Below are 25,383 nucleotides of genomic sequence, written 5' to 3'. Positions count from 1 at the left end.
GAGAGTTGGAAAACAGGCCATTCGGCCGGCTTATGTGAGAACGTCGACGATATGCGGGCAAGGCAGTTCAGAACATACCGTTTCGGATCGCGCCGCCGTCGGGGACGGCCTGGATGACGTCCCAGTGCTCCACGACCTTGCCTTCTTCGAGTCGAAAAAAATCGGCGAGTGCCAAGCCCGGCTCGCCCGGCTTCAGGACCAGGTTTGCGTGGGTAATCACGAAATCGCCTTCCGCAAAGATGCGCTTGATGTCCAGACTGACTTGCGGGTTTGCGGTGCGAAGGTCGTGCACGAAGGCGATGAAGGCGTCAGGACCGTCATTGGCTTTCGGGTTATGCTGGATGTACCAAGGGCCCATATAGCGTTCGACCGCCAGTTCAGGCTGGCCGCCAAACGCTGTCTCATAGTAAGCGCGCACCGTCGCCTTGTTGGTTTCGAGGTCTGACATATCGTCACTCCGATCATCGATGGGCTGTCGTCACACGTCTTTGTCATGCGGGCTCGAGACGGAGCCGTTGGCGCTGATCGCCCCGATCTGCCGGATGAAAGGCGTCAGCTTATCCATACTATGTCGGCGGACGATCTCCAATCAGATGCCAAAAGTGTCGCGCCTGCCCCGATTAAATATGGGGCGAAATGTGGGAGCGATTCCTACCACCAGATCAATAAGCGTAGAATTCCAGCGATTCTGGCTTGACGATGGTGACCCCTACGAGAGTAGAACTTTATTCTCAAGCAACATCAGGGCGTCCCTAAGCCCTCTGTAAAATCAGCGATTTGTCTTGTAGCGTGTTCGCGGTCGGTCGCCCTGATTTGCCTGAATTCCCATCAAAATGTGGGAACGATTGTGGGATCATTTCAGGCAGGGAACAGAACCGATGACCCTTTCGGCATTGAAAGTGAAAAACGCCAAGCCCGGCCGTCATGTCGATGGCCGGGGCCTGTGTCTGCTGGTCAAGGACAGCGGTGCGAGAACGTGGGTGCTGCGGATGCAGCGCCAAGGCAGGCGCCGCGACTATGGCTTGGGTTCCGCTCTGGACGTGTCGCTGGCGGAGGCGCGCGACGCGGCAGCGGCACTGCGCCGCCAGGTGCGCGAGGGCGTCGATCCTGTCGCCGAGCGGCGTAAGTCGCGCAAGGTCGTGCCGAGCTTCGAGATGGCGGCGCGGGCCTGCTACGACGCGATGAAGGAGGGATGGAAGAACCAGCGTCATGCGAGTTGGATATCCAGCCTTGAGAACCATGTCTTTCCGCTGATCGGCACCAAGCCTGTGGACGAGGTGGACAGCGCGTGCGTGGTGGAAGTGCTGTCGCCCGTCTGGCTCGATATTGCCGATACCGCGCGGCGCATATTGCAGCGCATCGGCGCGGTGCTGGACTTCGCGCACATCAAGGGTTGGCGTGCCGAGGAAACCTCGCTTCGCTCCGTCCGCAAGGGTTTGCCGCGTCAGGTGGACAAAGGCGGGCATCTCGAAGCCATGCCCTATGCCGATGTGCCTGCACTGATGGCGAAGCTTGCAGCAGCGTCGCCGACCACCGGGCGGGACGCGCTGCGCTTCACGATCTACAACGCGGTGCGCTCCAACGAGACGCGCTTTGCAGTCTGGACGGAGTTCGACCTGGATAAGGGTATCTGGACCATTCCGGGCGAGCGGATGAAGGCGGGCGAAACCCATGTCGTTCCCCTGTCGCCGCCCGCCGTGGCGCTGCTGCGCAAACGGTGGAAGGAGCGCGCCAGCGACACCGGCCTCGTCTTCTCCGCCGATGGCGAAAAGCCGATCAGCGACATGACCATGACCAAGTTGCTGCGGGATGACGGGATCAAGGGCGTGACCGTCCACGGCTTCCGTTCCGCTTTCACCGACTGGTCATCGGAGAGAACGCGTTTCCCTAAGGAGGTCGCCGACAAGGCGCTGGCGCACAAGCTGCCCAACAAGGTCGAGGCGGCCTATCGTCGGACGGACTTCTTCGAGAAGCGGCGCAGCCTCATGGCGCGCTGGGCAGAGTATCTGGATCGGGTGCCCATGAAGGCAAGCAAGGACGCCGGCCCCACGGCGTCCGAGCCTATGCCGCTCCGCGTTGCCGCCTGACGAGATCGTGCAGGCTGGCGGTGGTGATGCGGGTCGACTTGCCGAGCTTCACCGTGTCGACTTCGCCGGCCGCGATCAGCTCATAGAGCTTGGTGCGGCCGACACCGATCATGCGGGCAGCGTCATTGACGCGCACGCAGATCGGATCGGGAGAGGGCGGGGCCGTCATTGCCCCGGGTTCCCGGCGCGATCTTCGCGGTAGGCTACCGGATTGGATATCCAGCGATTGACGGCGGACTCGTGCCAGCCAGCGCCGTGGACGCTGATCCGCACCTTATCGGGAAAGGTGCCGTCGGCCATCTTGCGATAGAGCGTCGAGCGGGAAAGGCCGGTGCGGTCGAGAACGGTTTTCAAACGAATGATACGATCGGGGTTGTTCATGGGGCAGTCTCCCAAACGATGGTGTTGCACGCTCCCCAGCGACGATCATTGGATGCCTGTTCGCCCCAGACAAGAGCCGTTCCGGGGCACCTCGGACCGAGCGCATGATTTTTGGCGGGGGCTGGCGGCGTCTGGCGGCGCGCGGCGGCGAATAGCGGACACTGGCGTAGGGAAATCGCGAGAACGATTGCCGCAGTTTTTTTCTCACTGTGTCCCAGCCTCAGGCGATCAGTGCCTTTCGGGTCGCATTTGCTTGCGACTGGGAGTCCGGCTCAGGTCGAATCGTTCGCGGCGTTCGCTCCAATCAGTGGAGGTCCGCCCGCCAGACATCAGGCTGCGTCAAACCTTTCCACGCGGCAAGAGGGGAGGCAATGAAGTGCCGGTTTGCGCATCTTATGGAGCCACGCGCCACGAACGCGGCCTCTCGGGACAAGCGAACCGAACGATCCGCACACGATTCGCCCATCATGCCGGGACGGAACACAGGCGAGATCAGCCTGGGCTACCAGCCTTAGCTTGACCGGATGGATTGCTCGTCCAGCTTTTCCAGCCGCTCGACTTCACGTTCAAGTACCTCGCGGATGAATGCGGCCCTGCGCTGCCGCCCGACTAGCTTGTCGATGCGCGTGCCGAGACCCTCCGGCAGGCGAATGTTGGTCGATTTTACGTTGAGCGGCGGTCGTCCCATGCCCGCGTCGTAACCAAGCATGAGGTGCGTTCAATCGGAAGCCGAATAAGCGGTGCCGGTTATTGATTATTTCCTGCCATTAAAGCTATAAGCGGTGCCGCTTATTGTTCTTGGGGCGTTATGCACCGCCTTCGAGAAAGCAGACGAGGAAGGCCGGCCCATGACCGCACGCAATCTCTCACCCGATGATTCGTCGATTGCTTCTCGAACATCACGCCGCGCCTTGTTGCGGGCGCTGACCGCGACACCGGTTGCGGTTTCCGTTGTGACCTCGCCCTGGGGTGAGGCATTGGCGACGCTTCATCGGGAGCATGACGACGAACCGGCGGCGCCTTGCCGAAGCAGGGCAGGGCGCAGGCTCAGCCGCGTGCGCTACCACAGGGCGGAGAGCTTTTTCGAGACGCTGGAAGCGGGCATCCTGACGCGCAAGAGAGAAGTTCTCTATCATTCCGGCATCGTCGCCCAACTGGCCTTGAGCGCGCATCTTCTGGACATCGGCTTTGAGGATCGGTGGTGTGCACGGCACATCGGCCTGCGCGTGGCCAAGTCGTTGGCATACGCCAACGCGACGGGGTTGGGCCATGATTGCCCCGACATGGCGCGGCTGGCGGGGGCCCTCACGCCCTACTGGAAATGGAATCAGCCGCGCTTTCCCGAAGAGCCTGAACAGGATGATGGCGGATTCACGGCCAACCAGATACGCCCGCTGCTACGCGCGTTGCTGGACCATGTGCATCGCGTCACCGGGCATCCTCGTCCGCGCGGGTGGCGGCGATGATCGACACCCATGCCCTTCGGCGCGCTTTTGATGCGCTTCCGGAGCGCACGCGCAAGGTATTCTGGCTTCATCGTGTGGATGACCTTTCTTATGCGCAGATCGCGGCGCTGCTCGGCATCACCATTGAGGAAGTGCAGACGGAAGTCGCAAATGCGCTGTGCGGCATGGACCGCCTGCTCAGGGACGCCACGCTAATAGACCGCGAGCCAACGGCGGCAGACCATGGGAACCGATCACGAGGCTTTCGCCGCTGCTGGAGGAGGTGGTGGTGGCCGCGCCATTGGTCAGCGCTATGCCCTTGCGTCCGGTAGTCCGATGTGAAGACGTCTGTTAACAGCGGCTCGCGCCGCCCGGAGGATACCGGGCGGCTTAGGCAGGATCAGGCTGACTTGGCAGTACGCGGCGTGCGCTTTGGCTTTGTCGCAGGGGCAGGGGCTGCCGCCGCTTTTGCCTGCCGGCCTTTCTGGCCGAGTCCGATACGGTGAGCCATCGCCCGGCGTACTTCCGAATAGCTTTCAGCGACCATCGGATAATCGGCCTTCAGATTGTAGCGCTGGCGGTATTGTTCCGGCGTCAGACCGTTGGTCGACAAATGTCGGCGCAAGGTCTTGTAGGGTTTGCCGTCGATCAGCGAGATAATATGATCCTTTGAGGCGAGCGATTTGCGTACCGTGACGGCCGGCGTAAATTCTTCCGGCGCTGCATCTTCTTCGCCCGCTGCCGGTGCTGACGATCCAGCCGAAAGCTCGGTTACGGTTGCATGCATTGTACGCAGGAACGCAGGCACGTCTTCGGCGGCAACCCGGTTGTTCTGATTGCCGAGCCAGGCGATCGTGAGTTCGGTGGCAAGCTCGACCGCGTTCAAGGTGGTTTCTTCCGACATGAGTATTTCCTGCTTCGTTGGCATACGGGCGAGCATCTGCTCCGCTCTCGGACGTGCACCTTTAATGGATGTTTCGCGTGTGTCGATGTTCAGGCTTGTAGCCTACCCTGATAGTCATGCGATGACGTGGACGAGATCGAAAGGCATGAACGGACCAATGGATATTGAGGAACGCCCGCGCGGCACATCGAATCGCAGGATCGCACTTCTGATCGACGCCGATAATGTGTCGCACAGCAAGATCGCGGCAATTTTGGCAGAGCTCTCCAAATACGGCACGGCCAACATTCGCCGCGCCTATGGCGATTGGGCGAGCTCGGGCCTCAAGAACTGGAAGGACAAACTACACGATTTCGCGATCCGGCCCATTCAGCAATTCAGCTATTCGACGGGCAAGAATGCGACCGACATTGCGCTGGTGATCGACGCGATGGAATTGCTCTACACGCAGAAGCCCGATGCCTTCTGCCTCGCATCGAGCGACGCGGATTTCACTCCGTTGGTGATGCAACTGAAAGCCAATGGGCATGAAGTTTACGGCTTCGGGGAACGCAAGACGCCCGCGCCATTCGTCAATGCCTGCACGACCTTCCTCTTTCTCGATAGCCTGGACGATCCGGCGCAGGCCATGACCTCAGTTGAACCAGCGGAAAAGCCCGAGGCCAAGCCGAAGTCCGCTGCCAAGGCAAAAGCGTCCGGTGATACGAAAACGGCCAAACCCTTGGCACAGGATGCCGCGCTTGTGACTGTCTTGCGCGGCGCTGTGGAAGCCTCCGCGCATGAGGACGGATGGGCTGCCATGTCGGCAGCGGGCGGCGCCGCCAAACGCCAAGCCCCGATCGATCCGCGTAACTACGGCGTGAAGAACTTTCCAGCCCTCTTTGCCGCCACCGGCCTGTTCGAGATCGTGAAGACGGAAAATGGCCAGAGTTATGTTGCCGACAAGCACAACATCGACCGGACGCCGCAACCGAACCGATAAGCCGGGGATCAGTCGTCCGCCGTTTCTTTTTCGGCTTCGAATGCGCGTTTGCCTTTGCGCTGCCAGAGGGCGAGGGCGTTAGCGCGTTCATCACCGCGCAGCTTGTCCGCCACCGTGAGGAACGCGCCGTAGAGCGTGGCGCGATCATCATCGGTCAGATCTTCCAGCCCCGCCTTCACGACCAGGCCGCCCAGTTCGATCAGATGCCGCGTTCGCTCGCGCCGTTTCACGACCCATTCGCGCATGTCGGTTCGCGCCTTTCGTGCCTCAAGCCGATGCCGCGCCGCCGTCGAGCGGTAGAGTGCCGCTCGGCTGGTGTTTAGTTCCTGGCGCAGGCTTTCGTGCCTTGCCTTGAAAGAACGCCGCGCCCCGCTTGCGCCAGCCCTCCTTTGTCGCGGCATCCTTCATGACGATGGCATCAAGCAGTACTCCGGCGAGAAGATCGGCGTCGAGCGTATCGGCACCCGTCGCTGCTACCAGTTCGCCAAGCTGACGCACCCGGCGCTCCTTGAGTTGCCGCGCTTTGTCGGCAAGGGCTTTGAGTTCTGAATCGAAGTCACGGGGTTTGCGCATCGAAAGTCTCCATTGAGAGATGATGCGACCATGATAATAGAGGGCAGGGCGTAATGCTGTAGAGTCGCCGGGACAGTCTGGTATTGCCCGGTCCCTCACAGGAATTTTTCGTGTGAGGGCGCGCTTATACGTCGTGCCGACGTGCGCTCAGAAGTGTAGTTGGTATGTCGCTATGGCGATCTACCGTTTCAGCGTGAAGGTCATCAGCCGCGCCAGCGGGCGCAGTGCCGTGGCGGCTGCTGCGTATCGTTCGGCCGACCGGCTGCATGATGAGCGCCTCAATCGCGACCATGACTTCACCAACAAATCGGGCGTCGTGCACAGCGAAGTGCTGCTGCCCGAAAATGCGCCCGATGAATGGCACGACCGCGAACGCCTGTGGAATGATGTCGAGGCGTTCGAGAAGCGCAAGGACGCGCAGCTATCTCGCGAGGTGGAGTTCGCCATTCCCCGCGAGATGACGCAGCCGCAGGGCATCGAGCTTGCCCGCGATTTCGCGCAGGCGGAGTTTGTCGATCGCGGCATGGTCGCCGACCTCAATGTGCATTGGGACATCGGTGCGGACGGTCTCGCCAAACCCCATGCCCATGTCATGCTCACCATGCGCGAGGTGGGCGAAGACGGGTTCGGCGCGAAGGTGCGCGACTGGAACCGCACCGAACTTGTCGAGCATTGGCGTGAGCGATGGGCAGATCACGTCAATGAGCGCCTTGCCGAACTCGATATCGACGCGCGCATCGATCACCGCAGCCTTGAGCGCCAAGGTATCGACCTTGAGCCGCAGGACAAGATTGGTCCCGCCGCGCAGCGCATGGGCGAGCGCGGACTCGTATCCGAGCGAATAGAAGACCATCAGGATATCGCGCGGCGTAACGGCGAACGGATCATCGCGGAACCACGCGTCGCGCTGGACGCGATCACGCACCAACAGGCGACGTTCACCAATCGCGACCTTGCGATGTTCGTCCACCGTCACAGCGACGGCAAGGAGCAGTTCGACGCGTCGATGAGCGCGGTGCGCAGCTCGCCCGACACGATCGCATTGGGACAGGACGGGCGTGGGGAAGATCGGTTTACCAGCCGCGAAATGATCGAGACGGAACGTCGGCTTGAGCAGGCGGCCGATCGGTTGGCGTTGCAATCGGGACATGGTCTCCCGGCGGCGGTCCGGGAGGGAAGAATGGCCGCCGCCGGGAGTGACGGGCTGGTGCTCGGGAAAGAGCAGCAGGCCGTGCTGGAGCGCATAACAGGACGAAGCGGGCTTGCAATCGTCATAGGCTATGCCGGCACCGGCAAATCCGCCATGCTGAGCATCGCGCGCGGTGAGTGGGAAGCGGCGGGCCTCAATGTGCGCGGCGCCGCCCTGTCGGGCATCGCCGCCGAGGGGCTGGAAAACGGCTCCGGTATCGGGTCGCGGACCATCGCCAGCATGGAGCATGGTTGGGCGCTGGGACGCGATTTGCTCACCGCCCGCGATGTGCTGGTGATCGACGAAGCGGGCATGGTCGGTACGCGCCAGATGGAGCGTGTGTTGTCCCACGCCGCCGAGGCCGGGGCCAAGGTCATTCTTGTAGGTGACCCGCAACAATTGCAATCGATCGAAGCGGGCGCGGCGTTCCGGTCGATCCATGAGCGTCATGGCGGTGCCGAGATCACCGAGGTTCGTCGCCAGCGCGAGGACTGGCAGCGCGACGCCACACGCCATCTGGCCATCGGCAGGACCGGCGAGGCGGTCCGCGACTATGGCGAGCACGGTATGGTCCATCCGGCCGCGACACGCGATGACGCGCGCGGCGAACTTGTCGATCGCTGGGACCGTCAGCGGCAGGCCAACCCGAACGACACGCGCATCATCCTCACCCACACCAATGCCGAGGTGCGCGACCTCAACGACGCGGCGCGGGGCCGCATGCGTGACGCAGGCGCGCTGGGCGACGATGTGCGGGTGAAGGTCGAGCGCGGCGAGCGGCATTTCGCGTGCGGAGACCGCGTGATGTTCCTGCGCAACGAGCGCGGCCTTGGCGTGAAGAACGGCACACTAGGCACCATCGAACAAATCAGCCCGCAGAGCATGGCCGTCCGCATCGATGACGGACGATCGGTCGCGTTCGATACGAAGGATTATGCCCACGTGGATCATGGCTACGCCGCCACGATCCACAAGGCTCAAGGCATGACCGTGGACCGGGCGCATGTCCTCGCGACGCCGGGCATGGACGCCCATGGAAGCTATGTCGCTCTTTCCCGGCACCGGGATGGCGTCGAGCTTCATTATGGCCGCGACGACTTCGCCGATCAGTCCCGGCTCGTCCGCACCCTATCGCGCGAACGCTCCAAGGACATGGCGAGCGATTACGAACGAGTCGATCCGGCGCAGGCGTTCGCGGAGCGGCGCGGGATCACATTCCGCGAACGCGTTGCCGAGATCGTCCGCGTGGGGGCAGAGAAGGCGCGGGGGATCTTCGACAGTTTCAAGCCGAAGATCCCTGCGCCGCGCGAACAGGACATGTTCGCAGATTTCCGACCCGAGCGGCAGGAAGCGGCAAAGCACGAGCCGACGCGCGCTGGTGGACAGCGTGGCGCGGTCGAGCGCTATGCAAGGGCGCTCGATGAGATCACGCTGACGCGCGAGTCGGGCTTGGCCGCCATGCCGCACCAGCGCGACGCGCTGGAGCGCGCCAGAGAGGCGTTGGACGCCATCCGGCCCCATGCCTCAACCGACCTTCGCGCGGCCTTCCAGCACAGCCCTGAGCTTGTCCGCGAGGCGGCAGAGGGTCGCGGCCAGGCAGCAATGCGCGCGATGCAGCTTGAGGCTGAAATCCGCACCGATCCCTTTCAACGTGCCGACAAGTTCGTGGAAGGGTGGCAGCAGTTGCAGCGCCACCGCGAGGATTTGCAGCGCGACGGGGATTTCCGGGGCGCGCGCAAGGTCGGCGATCAGATGGCGGGCATGGCGAAGAGCCTCGAGCGCGACGCGCAGATGGAATCGCTGCTGCGCCCCCGACGCCATGAATTCGGGATCGATGCCGACATGGGCCGCAACCTGTCCCGCGACCTCGTGGACCATGTGTCCTTCGAACAGACCCGCAGCCTTGGAATGAGCCGATAGGAGGAAGAAATGCCCGATGAGCAATCCTTGTTGAACGCGCCGGAACCCGAAAGCGAAACTGCCGCGCAGGCGTTCGCGCGCCTAGACGGCCGGATCGCCCTGATGTCCCGCGCGGTCGAGCACCTGGCCGCCGAACGGGCGAGCATCGACATTCCGGACTACAGCGCCACGCTGGGCCAGATGAACATTCGGCTAGCCGCTATCGCGCAAGGGCTGGCCGGCATCGCCGAGAAACCCGCGATGCTGTTGACCCCGGAAGGCCTGGCGATGCGAATGGACGCGGCGGCGGAGAAATCCCGGCGCACCGACAGCGCGACGCTTCGCGAAGCACGGGAAGACCATCAGGAAGCCGCGAGGATCATCCGTGACCTTGTCGGTGTGCTTCGCGATAAGCATGAGCAGCTCAAGCACCTTCTATGGGCCGCAGGTGGCGGCGTCCTGGCCGGGTGCCTGTTGTGGTCGTTCCTTCCCGGTGTGGTGGCACGTACGCTGCCCCAGCGCTGGCATATGCCCGAGCGTTTGGCGCGGCATATGGTTGGCGAGCCGACCTTATGGGAGGCGGGAACCCGGATCATGCGCGCGGACAGCCCGACCGCTTGGCAGGCCATCGCAGATGCTGCCGAAATGCGTCGCGACAATCGCGAGACCATCGACACCTGCGAACAGGCCGCGAGCAAGGCGAAGCGCCCCGTGCGATGCACGATTACGTTAGGGCGATAAGACGATGCGATCGCTTGGCACAGGCCTGCCGGGATCGACGGCTGTTATTTGCCGCCATGCTGAAATAGCGTTCTATGCGGAATGCTCGGCGTCAGGGGGCACAGATTGCAATGCACCGTACGCACGGGTGCTGCTCAAAAATTTCACAATATCAACGATTTGCAAGTGTTCTTAAAAACCGTCAGGGCACATTTTGAATCGCTTTTGTCCGCAGATCAACCCCTAACTTCATGAACGGGTTCGATAATTGAACTCTATCATCGGCGGGAGAAAGCATAAATCCCAGCCTCAAATATGGAAGGCTCCCGCGTCGCAGCAAAGCTCCTCGGAGCAGCGAGCATGTCAGCCAGCGGCTCGATCAGGGCATCCGCAATCGTCCTCAATCGCGAGGACATGTCGCTCACTGCCATGCTCGCCCAGCCATCGTCCTGCACCAAGAACGATCCATCTTGGCTCTTTTTCAGGGCGTTAATGGACCTAAGTTGTCTAGTTTGTTCGCGCGGCGGCCCGTAAGACGCGCGTCAGCCTCTCCGTTCGCTCAGCCAGTCCGAGCAAGCAGGTGCGACCAGAATACTCGACGCCTACCGGTGACAGTGCCGGAAATTATACTATGTACCTGGAGTTCCGATGCGACCCGCGTTTGCCTCTCTGACGATCCTTGCTGCAGCGTTGCCGGCCACCGTTGCCGCGCAACCGCAAATCCCGCAGGTTGTACCGCTGACGGCCACGGCCCCGGACGGCACGGTGCTGAGTGGAGAGATCGATCTTCCCTCGGGCAGGGCGCCGCGATCGGTCGTACTGCTCGTCCCAGGTACTGGTGGGTTCGACCGCAACGTCAAATTCGGCATGTCCGGTACGCCGGACGATCTAATCTTTCAGCGACTGGCGCAGGCCCTTACAGACGCTGGCCTTGCCGTGATCCGCTTCGACGAGCGCGGCCGCAGTTGCGGGGAGGGGGCAGGGCCACCGGGACCGACGGGTTGTTCCAATCCCGGTCTGATGGGGGGCATCACGCCGGAAACCAAGGCCGGAGACCTTGTCGCGATCGCAACAGCGGCAATGCGCGCGAGGGAGCTCAAGAACGTCTGCCTGACGGTATTCGCTCATTCAGAAGGAATGCTCACGGTCGCGCGCGCTGTGGAAAGCGGTTCGCTGCAGCCTGCTGGCATCGTCGGAATGGGCGCGCTCTTGGACAGCCCGGCGTCTTCGATTTGGTGGCAGATGGTACATCGCTACGCCGATACGATGAAGTCCATGGATGCCGATAAGGATGGCGTCGTCACGAACGACGAAATCGCCGCCGGTTGGCGGAAGTCGCCGCTGGGAATATACCCTGCACAACCCGGCTCCCTCAACCCGACTGGACGCCGCACCATTGCCGAGCTGGATGCAGCCGCGCAAAAGGCCGCCGGCGACTATGCGAAAGTTCGCGCCGATGCGTTAGCACACAAGGACGGCGACCCTTATGGGCCGCCAGGTCAGCCGGTCGCTTCCTATCGCTGGTGGAAGCAATGGTTCACCGACTGGCAGCCAGTCGCTGCGCGACTGGCTGCGTTCGACGGGCCAATGACCCTGTTGTACGGCTCGATCGATTCTCAGGCGCCGGCTGTGCCGCAAATCGCTGCTGCCCAAGATTATCTCATCCACGCGCGTCTCAACACCTTGGTGTTGCCCGACCTTGGACATACCCTTGGGACTCATCCGCTGCTTGGTCCGGTTGACGCGTCCGCCCTTGAGCAGATCGTGCAGGCCACCTTGAATACTGCCGGTGCATGCGAAAAGTCTGGTAGCACGAAGGAGAAGCCAAGCTCGTGACCGCGCTGTTGCTTGAGCACGTAACCAAATCGTTCGGCACCAATGTCGCGGTATCAGATCTTTCCTTTTCGGTGAACGAAGGGGAGGTGTTCGGGTTTCTAGGCGGTAACGGGGCGGGCAAGACCACCTCGCTTCGAATGGTCCTGGACATCATCCGACCGTCTTCCGGACGACTGACTGTCCTAGGAAAACCACCCGGCCGCGAGAACCGCGCGGACCTCGGTTTCCTGCCTGAGGAGAGGGGCCTCTATCGGTCCATGTCCGCTCTCGACACGGTGACGTATTTCGGCAGGCTCAAGAGCATGAGCGCCAGCGCCGCCCGCAGCGAGGCGCGCGCCATTCTCGACCGTTTCGGGCTCGATTCATCTTCGAAAATAGGTGTCGACAAACTCTCCAAGGGCATGGCCCAAAAGGTCCAGATCGCGACGGCAATCGTGAACCGTCCGCGCCTGCTCATGCTGGACGAGCCTTTCTCCGGGCTCGATCCCATCAATCAGGAACTGTTGGAGCAGGTCATTCTCGACATGTCGCGGGCCGGCGCCACGGTGATCTTCTCCACGCATATCATGCAGCATGCCGAGCGCCTGTGCGATCGCCTCGTGCTTCTGGATCGTGGCCACAAGGTCTTCGAAGGCACGCAGGCAGAGGCTCGCGGGCGGATGCCGGTGCGGCTAACCTTGACGTCGCGCGATACGCCTGCGGTTTTGGCGGACGTGGCAGGCGCGGAACCTGAGGGGCCTGCCCTGGACGGGTGGACAGACTGGGTCGTCGTTCTGGCACCCGGCGTCGAGCCGGGAGCCGTGCTCGAGGAATGTACTGCGCGCGGTTTTGCGCTCAGGCGGTTTGAGCACCATCGGCCTAGTCTCCACGACGTGTTCATCCAGCTCGTTCGCCCCGGCGACGCGCGGCAATGATCGCACGGATTCTCCTCGTCGCATTGCGTGAGTTCCGCCAGATCGCGGCTGCGCGCAGTTTCTGGATCACCCTGTTGATTCTGCCAGCTGCCCTGGCTGTCGGCCCCTATGTCTCCCGCCTGTTCGACAAGCCCGGCGCAAACAGAATCATGCTGATCGGCTCGGACCAAGTGACGGAAGCTCTTCGACAGCGGTTCGCGCTGGAGGAGCAGCGCCGGCAGCTGCTCGCGCTTTCGCGGTATTCGGAACGATTCGATCTTGATCATACCGTGCCGGGCGCCGTCTGGGGTCGACACCGGCAGTGGTACAGTGACGCCGAGGTTCAGCATTTTGTGCGAGACGGCGGCGCCAACGGGGCCATTGCTGCGATGAAGCGGACAGCGCCGGCCGGGGTGCCCGATTTCGATATGCCCCTGCCGCGCATCGAAGTTGTCGCGACGCCCGCGACGGTGACGGCAACAGGGTCGGCGCAGCTCGACGTGGCGTTGCGACCCTATTTCGAACCCGCTTCCGGCGACCGTGACAAGGCTCTGGATTACGCCGTCTACGTCCCGGCTGATTTCGGGCGCCCCGGGGCGGTCGTCGGATTGTGGTCCGACGGGCAGCCCGACGCGGATCTCATGGCCACGGTCCAATCAGTCCTGTCGCGCGAGTTGCGGCTTCGGTTCCTGCAGGCGGCGGGGGTCGATGCCAAAACGGTGTCGATTGCGACTGACCAGTCGCCAGCCATCCGCGTGACGATGTCCCGCGCCTTGCACGGGCGCGAACGGATGGCGATCAGTTCGATATTGCCGCTTGCGGCAGCCTATCTGCTGCTCACCTCTCTCATGTTGTCCGGCTCCTGGATGCTCCAGGGGCTGGTGGAGGAACGGTCCAACAAGCTGCTGGAAACCGTGTTGGCGTGTATCAGCCCCCAAGAGCTCCTGTTCGGGAAGTTGCTCGGCACGGTCGCCCTCGGGTTGACGATGGTGGCGACCTGGGTAGCGTGCGCGGTGGCGGCCGCGTTCCTTACCCACGGCGTTGCCGCTGACACCATCCGTGCCGCACTTGCTCCGCTGGCATCGATCCAGGCCGCCCTCGCGATGGGCTATTTCTTTATCGCCGGCTATCTCATGGTCTCGATCATCTTCCTGACGATTGGCGCGATGAGCGATTCCATCCGGGACGCGCAGAGCTATCTTGCCCCGATCATCCTGGTCATCGTCCTGCCATTCAGCCTGCTGGTCCGCGCCATCATCGCCAATACCGGAGGACCCGCGATCAGCCTGATGACATGGATTCCGATATATGCGCCGTTCACCATGCTTGCGCGGATCGGGGTGGGGGTGCCGGTGTGGGAATTGTGGGGCTCGGCTTTGCTCCTCGCTGGCTTCATCGCGATCGAGTTCTGGCTTCTGGGCAAGGTATTTCGCGCGAGCCTGCTGCGTACTGGCCAGAGACCAGGGCTGAAGGCGATCGGTGAAATGATCATGTCCAGAAGCGGCGACTGACGCGGCGGGCAGCGCGCGCGCCAGAACGGCTACGAGGCAGCAGGCTAGGTTTGGGGAGCGTCGCGATTCAGCGGCGCAAAGGGGGATTTGGTTGAAATATCTGATGACCAACGGCTGCCAACGTCAGTCGGCGCGACGGGCCTAGGATCGGGCTGTGTCACTATTCCGGCCGGAAGCCCTGAAAGCACGCGAAGACCATTTGCACGGCGCGATCAATATTGCCGTGCCGATGTCGTGGCAGGCGATCGGGTACCTGATCCTGATTATCGTGGTCTGCGCTGCGGTCTTCCTGTCGCTTGCGACCTATTCACGAACCGAAACCGTGCCCGGCGAGGTCGTAACGGACAAGGGTGTGGCGTCGATAACGCCCACGCGGAGCGGCGTCATCGCCGGCATAACGGTGGCGGAGGGGCAATCCGTGAACCGGGGCGATGCTCTGGTGGCGGTTCGAGCCGAAGAGGATTTATCTTCGGGCAGCACGGCACCAGCGGATGTGCTCAACGCCCTTCGCGACGAGGATCGGAGCCTGTCGGCTCAGAGTATGGCGACTGGGTCTGCGGCAGCGGCCCAGCTCGACCAGATCAAGGTTCAGCAGCGCGGCCTCGCTGATGAAATCGGCACGCTTCGACATCAAATCAGCTTGCAACACAGTCTCATTGCATCGGCTCAGAGCGAACTGGAAAGGGTGCGGCCGATAGCCAGCCGCGGCTTTATCAGTGGACACGATGTGCGCCAGCGAGAGGAAGCCGTCATGCTGCGCCAGCAGCAACTTTCCCAACTCCAGCAAACTCTCTCTACCAAACTCTCGGCCCTTTCCGAGACATCCCGCCAGTTTCAGCAGGTGAGCGCGCAGGCGACTGCGCAAGCGTCGTCCATTGCTTCTTCGCGAGCCGCCGTGGCGCAACAGACTGCGACCACTGGTGCGACCCGTGGCTATGTCCTGCGGTCGCCGATCAAGGGCACCGTGACCTCGTTGACCGCCCGGATCGGTCAGTTGGCGACCGTCCAGGCACCGCTTCTTGCCATCATTCCCAGCGACGCCAAGCTGAGGGTTGATCTCTACGTGCCCACCAGCGCGATCGGATTCCTGACGGCGGGTCAGGACGTGCGTCTTGCCATCGATGCTTTTCCGTATCAGCGCTTCGGCACCGTCGTCGGACGCGTCACGAGTGTGGCGCGATTTACCGTCAACCGTCCCGGGCCGTCCGGAACCGTGATCCCGGTCTATCTGGTGACTGCCGAACTCGCCCAGGACAGCGTGACGGCCTATGGCAGGCAGGAGATGTTGAGGCCCGGCATGACCCTCACGGCTCGCGTCGTCACCGCGAAACAGTCACTTCTCGAAACCCTCTTCGATCCCCTTTTTGCCGTGAGCCGTCGATGAGCAAGATGCTTGATCTCGCGATGTTCTCCCGCTCGCACATGCGGCTGGTACGGCAGACGGAAGCAGCGGAATGTGGTCTGGCGAGCCTGGCCATGATCGCCGCCTTTCACGGGCTCGACATCGACCTGCAAACGCTGCGTCAGCGTTTCGCGACGTCATTGCGCGGGGTAACGCTCAAGACGCTGATGGGGGTTGCCGATCGCATCAATCTGACCCCGCGAGCCGTGCAACTCCCGCTTGAGAAGCTGGCAGATCTGCATCTGCCGGCGATCCTCCACTGGGATCTGAATCACTTCGTGGTCGTGGAGCGCGTCAAATCCGGCAAGGCGCTGATCCATAACCCTGACGGTCGCAGCGGATGGTACACGCTGGACCAGTTGTCGCCCCACTTCACCGGCATCGCGCTCGAGTTGAGGCCCAGCGCCACTTTTACCGGCGGAACCGAGCGCCGGACACTGCGCCTCTCCCAGCTTTGGCATCGCATGACCGGGCTCAAACGAGCGATGGTCCAGACCGCGCTGCTGAGTCTGGTGATGCAGGCCTATATCATCGCGCTGCCCTATTACATGCAGGTGGCGATCGACACGGCTTTGCCAGCTCTTGATCGCGACCTGCTCACCGTGCTTGCTCTCGGCTTCGGTCTGTTCGCCGCCATCAATGCCGGTGCGTCGTTGCTGCGCTCATTCGTGCTCCTGTCGGCGGGTTCGTCTCTCGGCTTCGGGGTCGCGTCGAACATTGCCCGAAGGCTTTTCCGGCTGCCGGTAGACTGGTTCGAAAAGCGGAGTGTGGGGGATGTCCTCTCCCGCTTCCAGTCGATCATACCGATCCAGAAGCTTCTCACGGAAGGCGCGGTGGGGGCACTGCTGGACGGTTCTCTCGCGATCGTGACTCTCGTGATGATGTTCTTCTACAGCCCGTTGCTGGCGTGCATCAGTCTGGTGGCGCTTGGCGTCTACGCGATCGTCCGGCTGGTCTCATTCCCCTATCAGCGCGAAGCGCAGGAGGAGAGCATTGTCACCCGAGGCAAGGAACAGTCGATCCTTATCGAGACCCTGCGGGGCATGACAACGCTTCGCCTGTTCGGCCGCGAAACCATGAGACATGTGCAGTGGCAATCGCGGCTCACAGACTCGGTGAACGCCGACATCCGCGTGAACCGTGTCGGAATCTGGCAGGATGTCGCCAAGACCTTGCTGTTCGGTGTGGAGAACGTTGTCTCGATATGGCTGGCCATCCGCTTCGTGATCGACGGCGGTTTCAGTGTGGGGATGGTGTTTGCCTACATGTCGTTCAAGACCCAGTTCATGGACAAGGCGACAGCACTGATCAATCAGTCCATCGCCTTCCGCATGATCGGCCTTCACCTCGAACGCCTTTCGGATATCGCCCTATCGACGGAGGACAGCAGCTTTGGCGCCAGCGCCAATGTGGAGACGAAGCTCAAGGGCCATGTCGACCTCAAGAATGTCACCTACCGCTACAGCCCGTCCGATCCACTCGTACTGGATGGCGTCAGTCTCAGCGTACAGCCAGGGGAGCACATCGCAATTACCGGTCCGTCCGGTGGCGGGAAATCGACCCTGGTGAAGCTCTTGCTCGGCCTCCTGGAGCCCTATTCCGGAGAGATACTGTTCGATGGCCTTCCGCTCGACCGATTCGGTCACCGAAGCTATCGCGAACAGGTCTCGGCCGTCCTGCAGGACGACAGCCTCTTCAGCGGGTCGCTCGCGGACAACATCGCGTTGTTTGATGAAGCCAGCGACCGGGCGCAAATTGTCCAGGCGGCCACAGATGCCTCGATCCATGAGGACATCATGCAGATGCCGATGGGCTATGAGACTCTGGTAGGGGACATGGGCTCGACGCTCTCGGGTGGGCAGAAACAGCGCATTCTTCTCGCGCGAGCGCTGTACCGGCGGCCGAGCCTCCTGATCATGGACGAAGGAACCGCCCATCTGGACAAGGTTCACGAGGCGGCGGTCAACCGCGCCATCGCGGCAGCGGGCATTACCCGGATTATCATCGCCCACCGCGCCGAGACGCTCGCAAATGCGGAAAAGATCTACGCGCTGATTGGGGGCAGGTTGATCCTCATACCGCCCCGTTCGCACCCTGAAGTGGCACCCGGCGCCGAAGAGTGAGGCCATCCCCGGATTCTAACGCGGACTTAACTTGCTGATCAGCCGGATAGCCGGAGCCAGCCACGGGGATGACATCTGGTTGCAGCCGATGCCCGGTCAGCGCTGAGCCGACTATCCTCTCAATATGCGGTCGAGTCCGAGACCGGGATTGATGCAAGGGCCGGCGCCTTCGCGGAGCGACTCTTGCGGGCAGCCGTCGCCCGCAATCCCTTTGCGAGCAGATGAAACAAGACACATTCATGCGCCCGCCCATTGTCCGGAAATATTCGATTTGCGGCCATATGTAGCAGGCTTTCGGCAAGCCTCGGATCGGCTCTCAACCTTGGCGGAAGTTGCTGCGCCACGATTGCCGCGACCTGCTCGTTGCGTTTCGTCAGCACCTCCCGATAGTCGCCGGGCACCTCGTGAGGCGTCAGGAACATACCGTCGATGCTGTCCTTGTAGCGACGGTACGTGTCGTTCAACCACTGCTTCTTGGTGCGATCGATTTGGAATTCGGCAGCATATCCCTCCGCAAGGCGATCGAAGAGCTGGTGCTTGGTCTCGACGTCGAAGCCCAGAGCGTCGGCCAGGCCGTTCAGACTGTGCAATGCGAAGCGCCAGCGGCTGCCCTCCCGGTCGTGCCCGGTGCGTATCGTGCGCAATGCCTCGGCGACCGCGAGGCTGTCCGCCGTGAATATCGCCTCGCACGCGGGCATCCCGTCCGCGCCGCCGTAACGGTCATATTCAGGGAAGTAGGTGGCGTATTCGAGATTATGGACGACCCCGTCGCGGATATAAGGCTCGAGCGCGTTTTCCAGTGCGTTCCGCATTTCCCCCGACCGTGCCGGAGTTTCTCCGCCGAGACGCAGCCGCAGATGCGATCCATTCTCCGCGTAGCGGATGAAGAAGCAGGTGTTCCAGCCGAGCTCCTTTGCTTCGAGTGCGATCATGGGCACCAGCTCGGCCGCCAGCCGGTCAATCAGTTCAAGCCCGCCGTACAGCTTCGCGTACACATAGGATTGCCCAGGAAAATGGGCTTGCGTCGAACCTGATGCGGCGAACCGGCCCGCGGCCTGCTTGCGTGCGGGAATGTCGGCTGGATGTCGCCGGAAATAGGGGATCAGGACTTCGTGCTTGAAGGACGCGCCCTTCGGGTCGCGCACGCACTGCTCGTCGTCAAACGACTCCTCCAGATTCATCCCCCGGCTGCGAGCGCGACGACACTCTTCGGCGAAGATTTGCTGGTCGCGATCCGCCGTGAGATCGAGATCGATGAAATTGTCCGCACGCTTGCTTCGTACGTGACGTGGCAGGCGATGATGCGCGCATAGCGCGCTGAGAGCTTTGGACAGGTCGGTCTGCTTTATATCCTTGAGGAAAGCCTCAAGATCCTTCGGCGCCAGAAGCCAGCGCGCGCGCGCCAGCAGCAACCGACCGCTGCACACCCGAGGCAGATAGGGAAGGCCCTGCAGGAGACTCGGCCAGGCAAACCCCGCAACGGGTTCGAACTGCCGTTCGAGTGCACCCATGAACTGATAAAGCGGCAGGCTGGTTGGGTGTGCATAATTATGCGCCGTGGTCAGCCGCGGAATAATCTCCTTTCCGAGCGATTCGCTGTGCAGAAACACCTTATCGTTGCGCACCGATACAAGCAGATCGGACACCGGTATCTGGCGATGCGGCGCTGCTCCCGAACGCCCCATGTACGGAATCTCGTATTGACGAAGCACGGGCCGCAGCACGACGTTCCCGACACGACCTTCAGGCAGATGCGCAAATTCGGCCACGATCGCATGGTCGTGCTCGCCCTCGAAAGCATCGATCTGCTGCCGGGTCGCGGTCGTCATCTCGGGCGACCCTACGCAGAAGCGCGAAAGTAATCGGGCACCCGACGGGCCATGGATCGCGCCGACTTCAAAGCGATAGTCACCGCGGGTGATAGCCCCGGCATCATTCGCATGAAACAATCCGAGCAGCCCGAAGCTGGATGGGAAATCCAGTGTTTCGTCGTTCACTGATTCGAGGTCGGCATCCGTAATCTCGATCGCATCGTGGTTCGCGCGCAGGGCTTCCTGAAATTTTGACGTGAGCAGGCGATCGACCGGGCGGGGCGTAGCGGCGCCGGCAGTCGCCGACGCGTAGGGAAATCCGCCAAGAAGGGGTTGAGGAAACTTCGATCTGCCGCCGAAGCTCACCCCATAATCATCGTCAAGCGCCAGCAGCAATGGCACCGCCCGGTCGCCGAACCGGGCTGTAAAACTCCGCGCAAAATCGCTCAGATTACGCGGCGGCGATATCAGCAGTCCCCGGCGTTTCCACAGTTCGGCGCCGATCTCATCGACGCAGGCACGTGATAACATGGGTGTTTCGCCGGTCTTGTGCAGATCGACATGGACCAAGCGCGCGCGGTCGGCTGTCTGGCCGTTTTCGGCCAGCAGCCCGGCCACGTCCTGATAGGCTTCGATGTTGGCCACGCTGTTCGGGGATATGGTTTCGAGCCGGTCCGCCGCCGACTGAAGCGCGGCGAGGCCTACGCTTTCGAGGGGGCTGGCCACCAGCTCTTCGAGAACTTCTTCTCCGCGCTCGTCGCCGGTGACGTACACATCCGGCAACATTCGGAGCAGCTGACTGCGCGCTAAAGTGCGAAGAAATTCGAGGCTTTGTTGTGGCCGCGCGCCAAGTGCCAATGCCAGTTCGGCCGCAAGGTCATCAAGGCTCCGCTTCTTGCCCGCGAGCAGGGCAAAGAGGGCGTCGACCGCAACAGTGCGCCTGATGCGGTCAAGTCGATAGGCAAGGGTGCCTCCGTCGAGGCTGCCCGACACGAATCGAACGCCGTCCGGCGCGATCCATGCGGAGCTGTTGAGCACAACCGTGCATGTGCCGTTCAAGGCTTGTGCGGCGAGAATTGCCTTCTTCGCCTCGTCTACCCGCTGCTGAACAATCCCCTGGTCGAGCCTGCAGAAGCGCTGGGCTTGCGCCATTTCACCAACCACCAGCTCGGTGGACTCGCCGACCACACCCATGGTGACTCCGGCCATCACCCCGAAGGGCGTTGCCCGGGTGCCCATCCTCAGCAGATAGCGCGTCGCGGCCAACTGAGCTTCGCGGCCAGGCACGCCCGCGTCGGCACCGAAGCACTGATCGTAGAGGCTCGCGGAACTGAGATATATTCCTTCGCGGACCAGCGGGTCTTCCAGATGTGCGGCAAGGCTTTCCTCGTCCTCTGAGCGAGTCTCTCGCAGCGCGAGTACGGTGTCGAAAGAACGCGCCGGAGTTCGCAAGAGGAAGAATTCGCCCGACCGTAGGGGTGTTGGACTTGCCATGTCGACCACAAATTGTCCTCGGTATATGGGCGCCGAAAGGTGTGCGCCGAAGAAGTCAGTCCACTAATCCATAGTGATCGGGTCCAATCCGGATCGAATATATCTGCGAGGACCTAACGACAGGACAGTCGAGGCGTAAGTTCTCATCCGCGCCCGTGCGTAAAAATTGGTGAGCATTGCGCGGCTGCTTCAACGTCAAAAATACACCGTGACTTGCAAAAGGCCCCGCCGATCACGGCGAGGCCCCCCGCTTAGCCGAACGTAACCGTCGTTACGGTCACGATCGTCCACTCGGTCCCCGGGACGGCAGTCATGGTCATCGTTACAGACCAAGTGTTGGGATCGGCCGCCAGGCCACCGGAAACGAGATTCGTCTGATCCGGAGTGAGTTCGCGGATGGTGTCGACTTCAACATTGAAAATATCCGACTCGTTCATTTCTATTCCCTTTCTTGCGTGAACTATTAACACGCGAGGATAGCAATGCGTCTGAATGACGTTTGGAATCAAGGAGAACTAGGTCTAAAATAGTTCTATTTCAATAGGACATGCCGAGCCCTATAAATCCACTGGTACTTAAATCGCGGCGCGCGTTACCAACGCTAGACTCAAGTAAGTCAACCTATTTTCGATTATTAATAAGGGGGAGATCTTTAAGGTGGCGTCGGTGTGGGCATCATCTTCATGAAAAACACGGAGACTGGGTCGTTAGAAAAATACGGCAAACTCAAGTCGAAAATCTCAAACGCCTAGTCGCGCCTAAAACAATCATTCTCAGGAATAGAACTAGTCCGCGAATTTTCGCTGTCGCAGATACGGCCCACACTACCGTGATAATCTCGATGTAAACCGAAATATCCCAGGCAATAACCAAGTCCAGCGGTGCGGCGAGTAACAGCGCTTGCAGGAATATTACAAGGACCACGATGTAAATCAGATGGCGAAAACCGAGCTTCTCGGGAAGATGCTTTGATAGCTCGGCGGCAGCGCTGTCGATGATGATTGCAAGGCCCGAGTCTGGAAAAATCCTGGATGCGACAATCAGCGCGATAGACACGCTCGCCAGTACACACACCTCCACTCCGGAACTCCGATCATGCCCTCGATCAAGGAGTTAGCCGAATACGCGGTCGAGTATCAACGGGTTAATATGCGTTCCATCCGAAGTGGAGACATCTCTTGTGGCGACCTTGAGAGATCGGGCCGCGCCCACGAAAATTCGAGCATCTCCTGTCGCTGCGTTGCGTGCTTGATGACCGGACTCCCACAATGTGGCAGTCTCGCGCCCTATGACTGCCGGCACCTCTCTCAGGTCGGCGGCGCCCCTCCCGCAATGTCGGCCGCCCGCTGATCTTTCAGCCGATAGAGGATCATGAAAAGGCCGCGCCAGCCGACTTCAACGAGCTGGCCAACGACTTGAGTCGCCGGACCTAGCGTCGCGCGATCCGCGTCCTGCATCTGCTTCTCAAGTGCTTCCAAGGCGCTGAGAGTGGCGAATTCGTCGCCCTTCGGCGTGTCCTGGACAGCTTTCAAAGCACGGGTCAAGTCGTCGTCGAACTGCACATCGCATCGGCCGAGCGCCTTGGCGGCGGCTCGGAGCGCCTTGATTACCTCTTCGATCGATGTCGGACTGGAGACGAACTGGAAACGGTTGAGTTCCTCGACCAGAGGTTCGATCGCAGCGATTGCTTCCTCAGGTGATCCGGATGCCCTGCCGAGCCTCTCCGAAATTTCGGCGTAGCGCTCACTATTGGCGATAAAACGCTCCGCCAAGCCGGATTGCTCAGCCAGCTTGCCGCCGGTCAAGATGGTCGCCAGACAGAGTTGGAATATCTCCAGGCCATAAGTCATGACGGACCCGGAGCGGTGGGTTGGCTGGCCCTTTTGCGTCGGCTTGGCGGAATAAAACCACCAGTCTCGCACACGACCTTCGTGCGCCACCTGGGACCGCGCAGCGTAGAACTGGACTGCCCAATCCTTGACCCGCGCCGTTCGGCCCAACAGGAGGGAAATGCTATCCGAAAGGCGGTCAGTCTTGTCGCTGGAGGGGAGTTCAAGGAGCACCTCAAATGCGACGGCGAGGGACAGCAGACTCTTGTCAGGATCGGCGTAGCGATCGTTAGCGTCGTTGTACCAGCCGAGCGCTATGAAGATTCGCTCGCCGAAGGGCGTGATTGGGCGGTGAAGCAGTTCCAGGAGGAGGGCGCGAGATCGGCCCTCGCCGCGGTGTCCTCCAATATCACTATAGAGATCCTGCGCGATATTCAGGGGAGTGTAGGTGTGCCCCCCATAGAGGCGCGACCCTTTTGCCAACCAGACCGGTCGCCGATTGTAAGTACCCTCGTATCCCGGCGTATGCCAGAATTCGTCCGCCACAAAGCCTTCCGGCGCGGGCGGCAGGATCGTTCCGTGATCGGGGCGGACCAGAAAGGTGCTGACATTAGCCGGTTGTATTACTGCCATGCTGGCGAACTCGAAGGGCATGAAGGCATCCCCAAAAGTTGGATGCGCCCCTGAATATAGATAGCCGACCACCGCCCGTACTCGGTCGAGACGTTCGATAACTGGCCCTGGCCGAAACACGCCCAACGGCTCGGTGATGGCGTATGAGGCCTGAGCGATGCGCACGTCGTCTCGGGCGTAGAGCATCGCCGCCAACTCGCTGACCGCTGCCGCTTGGTCGTCGGGCAGACCAGAGAGATCGGTGGTTGAGCTGAAAGTGTACTCGCCTATGCGGATTGGGTTGGAGGTCTTGAGGCAGGGAAAAATGGCGATCCCGAATTCGGCGACGATGGCTGGCAACCTGAACTTGGTCATGGATAGGCAATCCCTTTTTCAACTCGGAACCGGTGCCGGTGGAGTTTTTCAAGACCTCGTGATTGAGCGGTTCCAGCCCAGCCGCCGGAGTGAGCATGAGCGTGTTATCTCTCCGCGCTGCTAAGGTATTTGATCACGGAGAAGTTGTGGAAAGGTGGTCTCAATTCTGGCGGACGCAGCCAATATGACAGATCGCGCAATATCACCCTTTTCGCTTCTTAGCAGAGACATCCATTTTGACGGAAAGTAGCGACTCAGCATTCCGAGGATGAAAGACTCAATATATATCCGATGGATGTCGACGATATTATCTCCATTCGCGAATGGTCGAATGATCCAGCCAACATTCTTTTCTTGGTCGACCGCCAGCGGAGCAAGCTTTTTCAAATCCTCGCCGATACCTGCGATTTCAATGCACAGCGATGGCAGCTGCGGGACGCGCGGATTTGGCATGACACCAGATTTTGCTGTTTCTGGAAAGTCATAGTGCTCGATCGCGCGCGCTATATCGCTCCCGGCGATTGGCGTGAAATGAATTCGGAGACAGTTGGCTAGGGCAACGACCGTACCAAAATCCGTATTTCCCCAGCCGCTATTCGCGATCTCGAATTCGTGAGCGAGATCTTTCTCTCTTGAGAGCAAATCCGAGAGTGAAATTTGTGAGCCGTCGTGAAGAAATTTAATGTCCCCAAAATCGTTCTTGAATCCGCCGGCACAATTATTCTGGTCAAGCCACGTATAGGACTGGCCATTTCCCAAGGCCGCGACAAACTCGGGAAACGTGCCCTTGGAACACTGCACTCGCAGATCAAGCACTTCAGAGATTCCGGCGTGGAGCGTTTTTGCCCAATCTATTGTCATGAGCCCGTGGGCAGGTGTAAGGCTTTCTTCGCGTTTCCTGCTGTCTTTAAGGAGCGTGACGCCTCTCGCAAGCGAAGCGACGCCATAGTAAAGTAGCAGAGGTTTTACGGCATCTGACGCGGTTGAGGCGGACGTAAAATATTCTCTACCTTGCGTGAAGCATGACCCGATTTCATGCGCTCGTTGTGCGTTAAGCGCGCGGCCGTGTTGTTTGAGGTAGTATCTAGCAAGATAGTCCCGGCTTTCGAACCTCTGGAGAGGCTCCCACAGTTTGCGGTCCAAATGGCCTCCCCAACAAATGTTCCTATGCCCTCGTGGCGACCCCGCCGCTGGTTGCCCGCTCAGTCTATCCACTTGGGTTACGCATGTCGCGCGGCGGTAATCTGCATCGTAGTAACTGAAGAGTCGTGCGTCCACCCTGGCGGGTGGCCGAGCTCTGTTCCGCTTCGCTCCACC

23 protein-coding genes are annotated in these 25,383 nt (G+C 61.1%); 11 read left to right on the top strand and 12 right to left on the bottom strand.

Annotated elements, in window-relative coordinates:
* Positions 1-67: 67 nt before the first annotated feature.
* Complete coding sequence (locus ACVWZA_RS08095; RefSeq protein ID WP_457310681.1) at positions 68-448, bottom strand: nuclear transport factor 2 family protein; 381 nt, start codon at positions 446-448, stop codon at positions 68-70.
* 430 nt (positions 449-878) lie between these two features.
* Between ACVWZA_RS08095 and ACVWZA_RS08090 the strand changes: the two genes are divergently transcribed.
* Positions 879-2,087 carry a tyrosine-type recombinase/integrase gene (locus tag ACVWZA_RS08090; RefSeq protein WP_457310680.1) on the top strand — a complete coding sequence of 403 codons (1,209 nt, stop codon included), beginning with the start codon at positions 879-881 and terminating at the stop codon, positions 2,085-2,087.
* Here ACVWZA_RS08090 and ACVWZA_RS08085 read toward each other — a convergent pair.
* From ACVWZA_RS08085 to ACVWZA_RS08075, 3 genes are all read right to left on the bottom strand, one after another.
* The gene (locus ACVWZA_RS08085; RefSeq protein ID WP_457310679.1) at positions 2,062-2,256 is read right to left on the bottom strand and encodes a helix-turn-helix domain-containing protein; all 195 of its coding nucleotides are present in this window, start codon (positions 2,254-2,256) and stop codon (positions 2,062-2,064) included. The two genes, ACVWZA_RS08090 and ACVWZA_RS08085, sit on opposite strands and share 26 nt — an antisense overlap.
* The gene (locus ACVWZA_RS08080) at positions 2,253-2,468 is read right to left on the bottom strand and encodes a helix-turn-helix transcriptional regulator (protein WP_457310678.1); all 216 of its coding nucleotides are present in this window, start codon (positions 2,466-2,468) and stop codon (positions 2,253-2,255) included. Before ACVWZA_RS08080 ends, ACVWZA_RS08085 begins: the two co-directional genes overlap by 4 nt.
* A 511-nt stretch (positions 2,469-2,979) precedes the next feature.
* Entirely contained in the window at positions 2,980-3,177 is a 198-nt protein-coding gene (locus ACVWZA_RS08075; protein WP_457310677.1) for a hypothetical protein, read from the bottom strand.
* 139 nt (positions 3,178-3,316) lie between these two features.
* Here ACVWZA_RS08075 and ACVWZA_RS08070 point away from each other — a divergent pair, with 139 nt between their 5' ends.
* Entirely contained in the window at positions 3,317-3,934 is a 618-nt protein-coding gene (locus ACVWZA_RS08070; RefSeq protein ID WP_457310676.1) for a hypothetical protein, read from the top strand.
* Positions 3,931-4,245: a sigma-70 region 4 domain-containing protein gene (locus ACVWZA_RS08065; protein WP_457310675.1), complete on the top strand. Its 315-nt coding sequence runs from the start codon at positions 3,931-3,933 to the stop codon at positions 4,243-4,245. The genes ACVWZA_RS08070 and ACVWZA_RS08065 overlap by 4 nt, the downstream gene beginning before the upstream one ends.
* 68 nt (positions 4,246-4,313) lie before the next feature.
* Here ACVWZA_RS08065 and ACVWZA_RS08060 read toward each other — a convergent pair whose 3' ends face one another.
* Positions 4,314-4,853, bottom strand: coding sequence for a MucR family transcriptional regulator (locus ACVWZA_RS08060; RefSeq protein ID WP_457310674.1), 540 nt, complete (start codon positions 4,851-4,853; stop codon positions 4,314-4,316).
* Between the two features lie 121 nt (positions 4,854-4,974).
* Between ACVWZA_RS08060 and ACVWZA_RS08055 the strand changes: the two genes are divergently transcribed.
* On the top strand, positions 4,975-5,799 hold the full coding sequence (locus ACVWZA_RS08055) for an NYN domain-containing protein (RefSeq protein WP_457310870.1): 825 nt from the start codon (positions 4,975-4,977) through the stop codon (positions 5,797-5,799).
* An 8-nt stretch (positions 5,800-5,807) separates the two neighbouring features.
* Here the strand turns inward: ACVWZA_RS08055 and ACVWZA_RS08050 are convergent, their stop codons facing one another.
* Both ACVWZA_RS08050 and ACVWZA_RS08045 read right to left on the bottom strand, forming a co-directional pair.
* Positions 5,808-6,044 carry a conjugal transfer protein TraD gene (locus ACVWZA_RS08050; RefSeq protein ID WP_457310673.1) on the bottom strand — a complete coding sequence of 79 codons (237 nt, stop codon included), beginning with the start codon at positions 6,042-6,044 and terminating at the stop codon, positions 5,808-5,810.
* Between the two features lie 22 nt (positions 6,045-6,066).
* Entirely contained in the window at positions 6,067-6,372 is a 306-nt protein-coding gene (locus tag ACVWZA_RS08045) for a conjugal transfer protein TraD (protein ID WP_457310672.1), read from the bottom strand.
* A 172-nt stretch (positions 6,373-6,544) separates the two neighbouring features.
* Here ACVWZA_RS08045 and traA point away from each other — a divergent pair, with 172 nt between their 5' ends.
* The 7 genes from traA to ACVWZA_RS08010 all read left to right on the top strand — a co-directional run bounded on the left by traA (position 6,545) and on the right by ACVWZA_RS08010 (position 17,945).
* Positions 6,545-9,481, top strand: a complete 2,937-nt coding sequence (gene traA / locus ACVWZA_RS08040) for a Ti-type conjugative transfer relaxase TraA (RefSeq protein WP_457310671.1) — start codon at positions 6,545-6,547, stop codon at positions 9,479-9,481.
* A 9-nt stretch (positions 9,482-9,490) separates the two neighbouring features.
* Positions 9,491-10,201 carry a DUF6118 family protein gene (locus tag ACVWZA_RS08035; RefSeq protein WP_457310670.1) on the top strand — a complete coding sequence of 237 codons (711 nt, stop codon included), beginning with the start codon at positions 9,491-9,493 and terminating at the stop codon, positions 10,199-10,201.
* A gap of 627 nt (positions 10,202-10,828) precedes the next feature.
* A complete protein-coding gene (locus ACVWZA_RS08030; protein WP_457310669.1) occupies positions 10,829-12,016 on the top strand; it encodes an alpha/beta hydrolase in 1,188 nt (395 codons plus the stop codon).
* Positions 12,013-12,930, top strand: coding sequence for an ABC transporter ATP-binding protein (locus tag ACVWZA_RS08025; RefSeq protein ID WP_457310668.1), 918 nt, complete (start codon positions 12,013-12,015; stop codon positions 12,928-12,930). The genes ACVWZA_RS08030 and ACVWZA_RS08025 overlap by 4 nt, the downstream gene beginning before the upstream one ends.
* Positions 12,927-14,420 carry an ABC transporter permease gene (locus tag ACVWZA_RS08020; protein ID WP_457310667.1) on the top strand — a complete coding sequence of 498 codons (1,494 nt, stop codon included), beginning with the start codon at positions 12,927-12,929 and terminating at the stop codon, positions 14,418-14,420. Before ACVWZA_RS08025 ends, ACVWZA_RS08020 begins: the two co-directional genes overlap by 4 nt.
* Before the next feature lie 154 nt (positions 14,421-14,574).
* Positions 14,575-15,804 (top strand): HlyD family secretion protein, encoded by a 1,230-nt coding sequence (locus ACVWZA_RS08015; RefSeq protein WP_457310666.1) that lies wholly within the window; start codon positions 14,575-14,577, stop codon positions 15,802-15,804.
* On the top strand, positions 15,801-17,945 hold the full coding sequence (locus ACVWZA_RS08010) for a peptidase domain-containing ABC transporter (RefSeq protein ID WP_457310665.1): 2,145 nt from the start codon (positions 15,801-15,803) through the stop codon (positions 17,943-17,945). The genes ACVWZA_RS08015 and ACVWZA_RS08010 overlap by 4 nt, the downstream gene beginning before the upstream one ends.
* A 119-nt stretch (positions 17,946-18,064) precedes the next feature.
* Here the strand turns inward: ACVWZA_RS08010 and ACVWZA_RS08005 are convergent, their stop codons facing one another.
* The 5 genes from ACVWZA_RS08005 to ACVWZA_RS07985 all read right to left on the bottom strand — a co-directional run bounded on the left by ACVWZA_RS08005 (position 18,065) and on the right by ACVWZA_RS07985 (position 25,209).
* Positions 18,065-21,250 (bottom strand): lantibiotic dehydratase, encoded by a 3,186-nt coding sequence (locus ACVWZA_RS08005; protein ID WP_457310869.1) that lies wholly within the window; start codon positions 21,248-21,250, stop codon positions 18,065-18,067.
* Between the two features lie 251 nt (positions 21,251-21,501).
* Positions 21,502-21,687 (bottom strand): hypothetical protein, encoded by a 186-nt coding sequence (locus ACVWZA_RS08000; protein WP_457310664.1) that lies wholly within the window; start codon positions 21,685-21,687, stop codon positions 21,502-21,504.
* Between the two features lie 289 nt (positions 21,688-21,976).
* Positions 21,977-22,306 carry a hypothetical protein gene (locus ACVWZA_RS07995; protein ID WP_457310663.1) on the bottom strand — a complete coding sequence of 110 codons (330 nt, stop codon included), beginning with the start codon at positions 22,304-22,306 and terminating at the stop codon, positions 21,977-21,979.
* Positions 22,307-22,557: 251 nt separating this feature from the next.
* Positions 22,558-24,066: a hypothetical protein gene (locus ACVWZA_RS07990; RefSeq protein ID WP_457310662.1), complete on the bottom strand. Its 1,509-nt coding sequence runs from the start codon at positions 24,064-24,066 to the stop codon at positions 22,558-22,560.
* A gap of 120 nt (positions 24,067-24,186) precedes the next feature.
* The gene (locus ACVWZA_RS07985; protein ID WP_457310661.1) at positions 24,187-25,209 is read right to left on the bottom strand and encodes a YaaC family protein; all 1,023 of its coding nucleotides are present in this window, start codon (positions 25,207-25,209) and stop codon (positions 24,187-24,189) included.
* Positions 25,210-25,383 lie beyond the last annotated feature (174 nt).

The organism is Sphingomonas sp. UYAg733 (assembly GCF_054057355.1).
The sequence above is the reverse complement of the archived record's forward strand: the minus strand, read 5'-3'. Positions and strand labels throughout refer to the sequence as shown.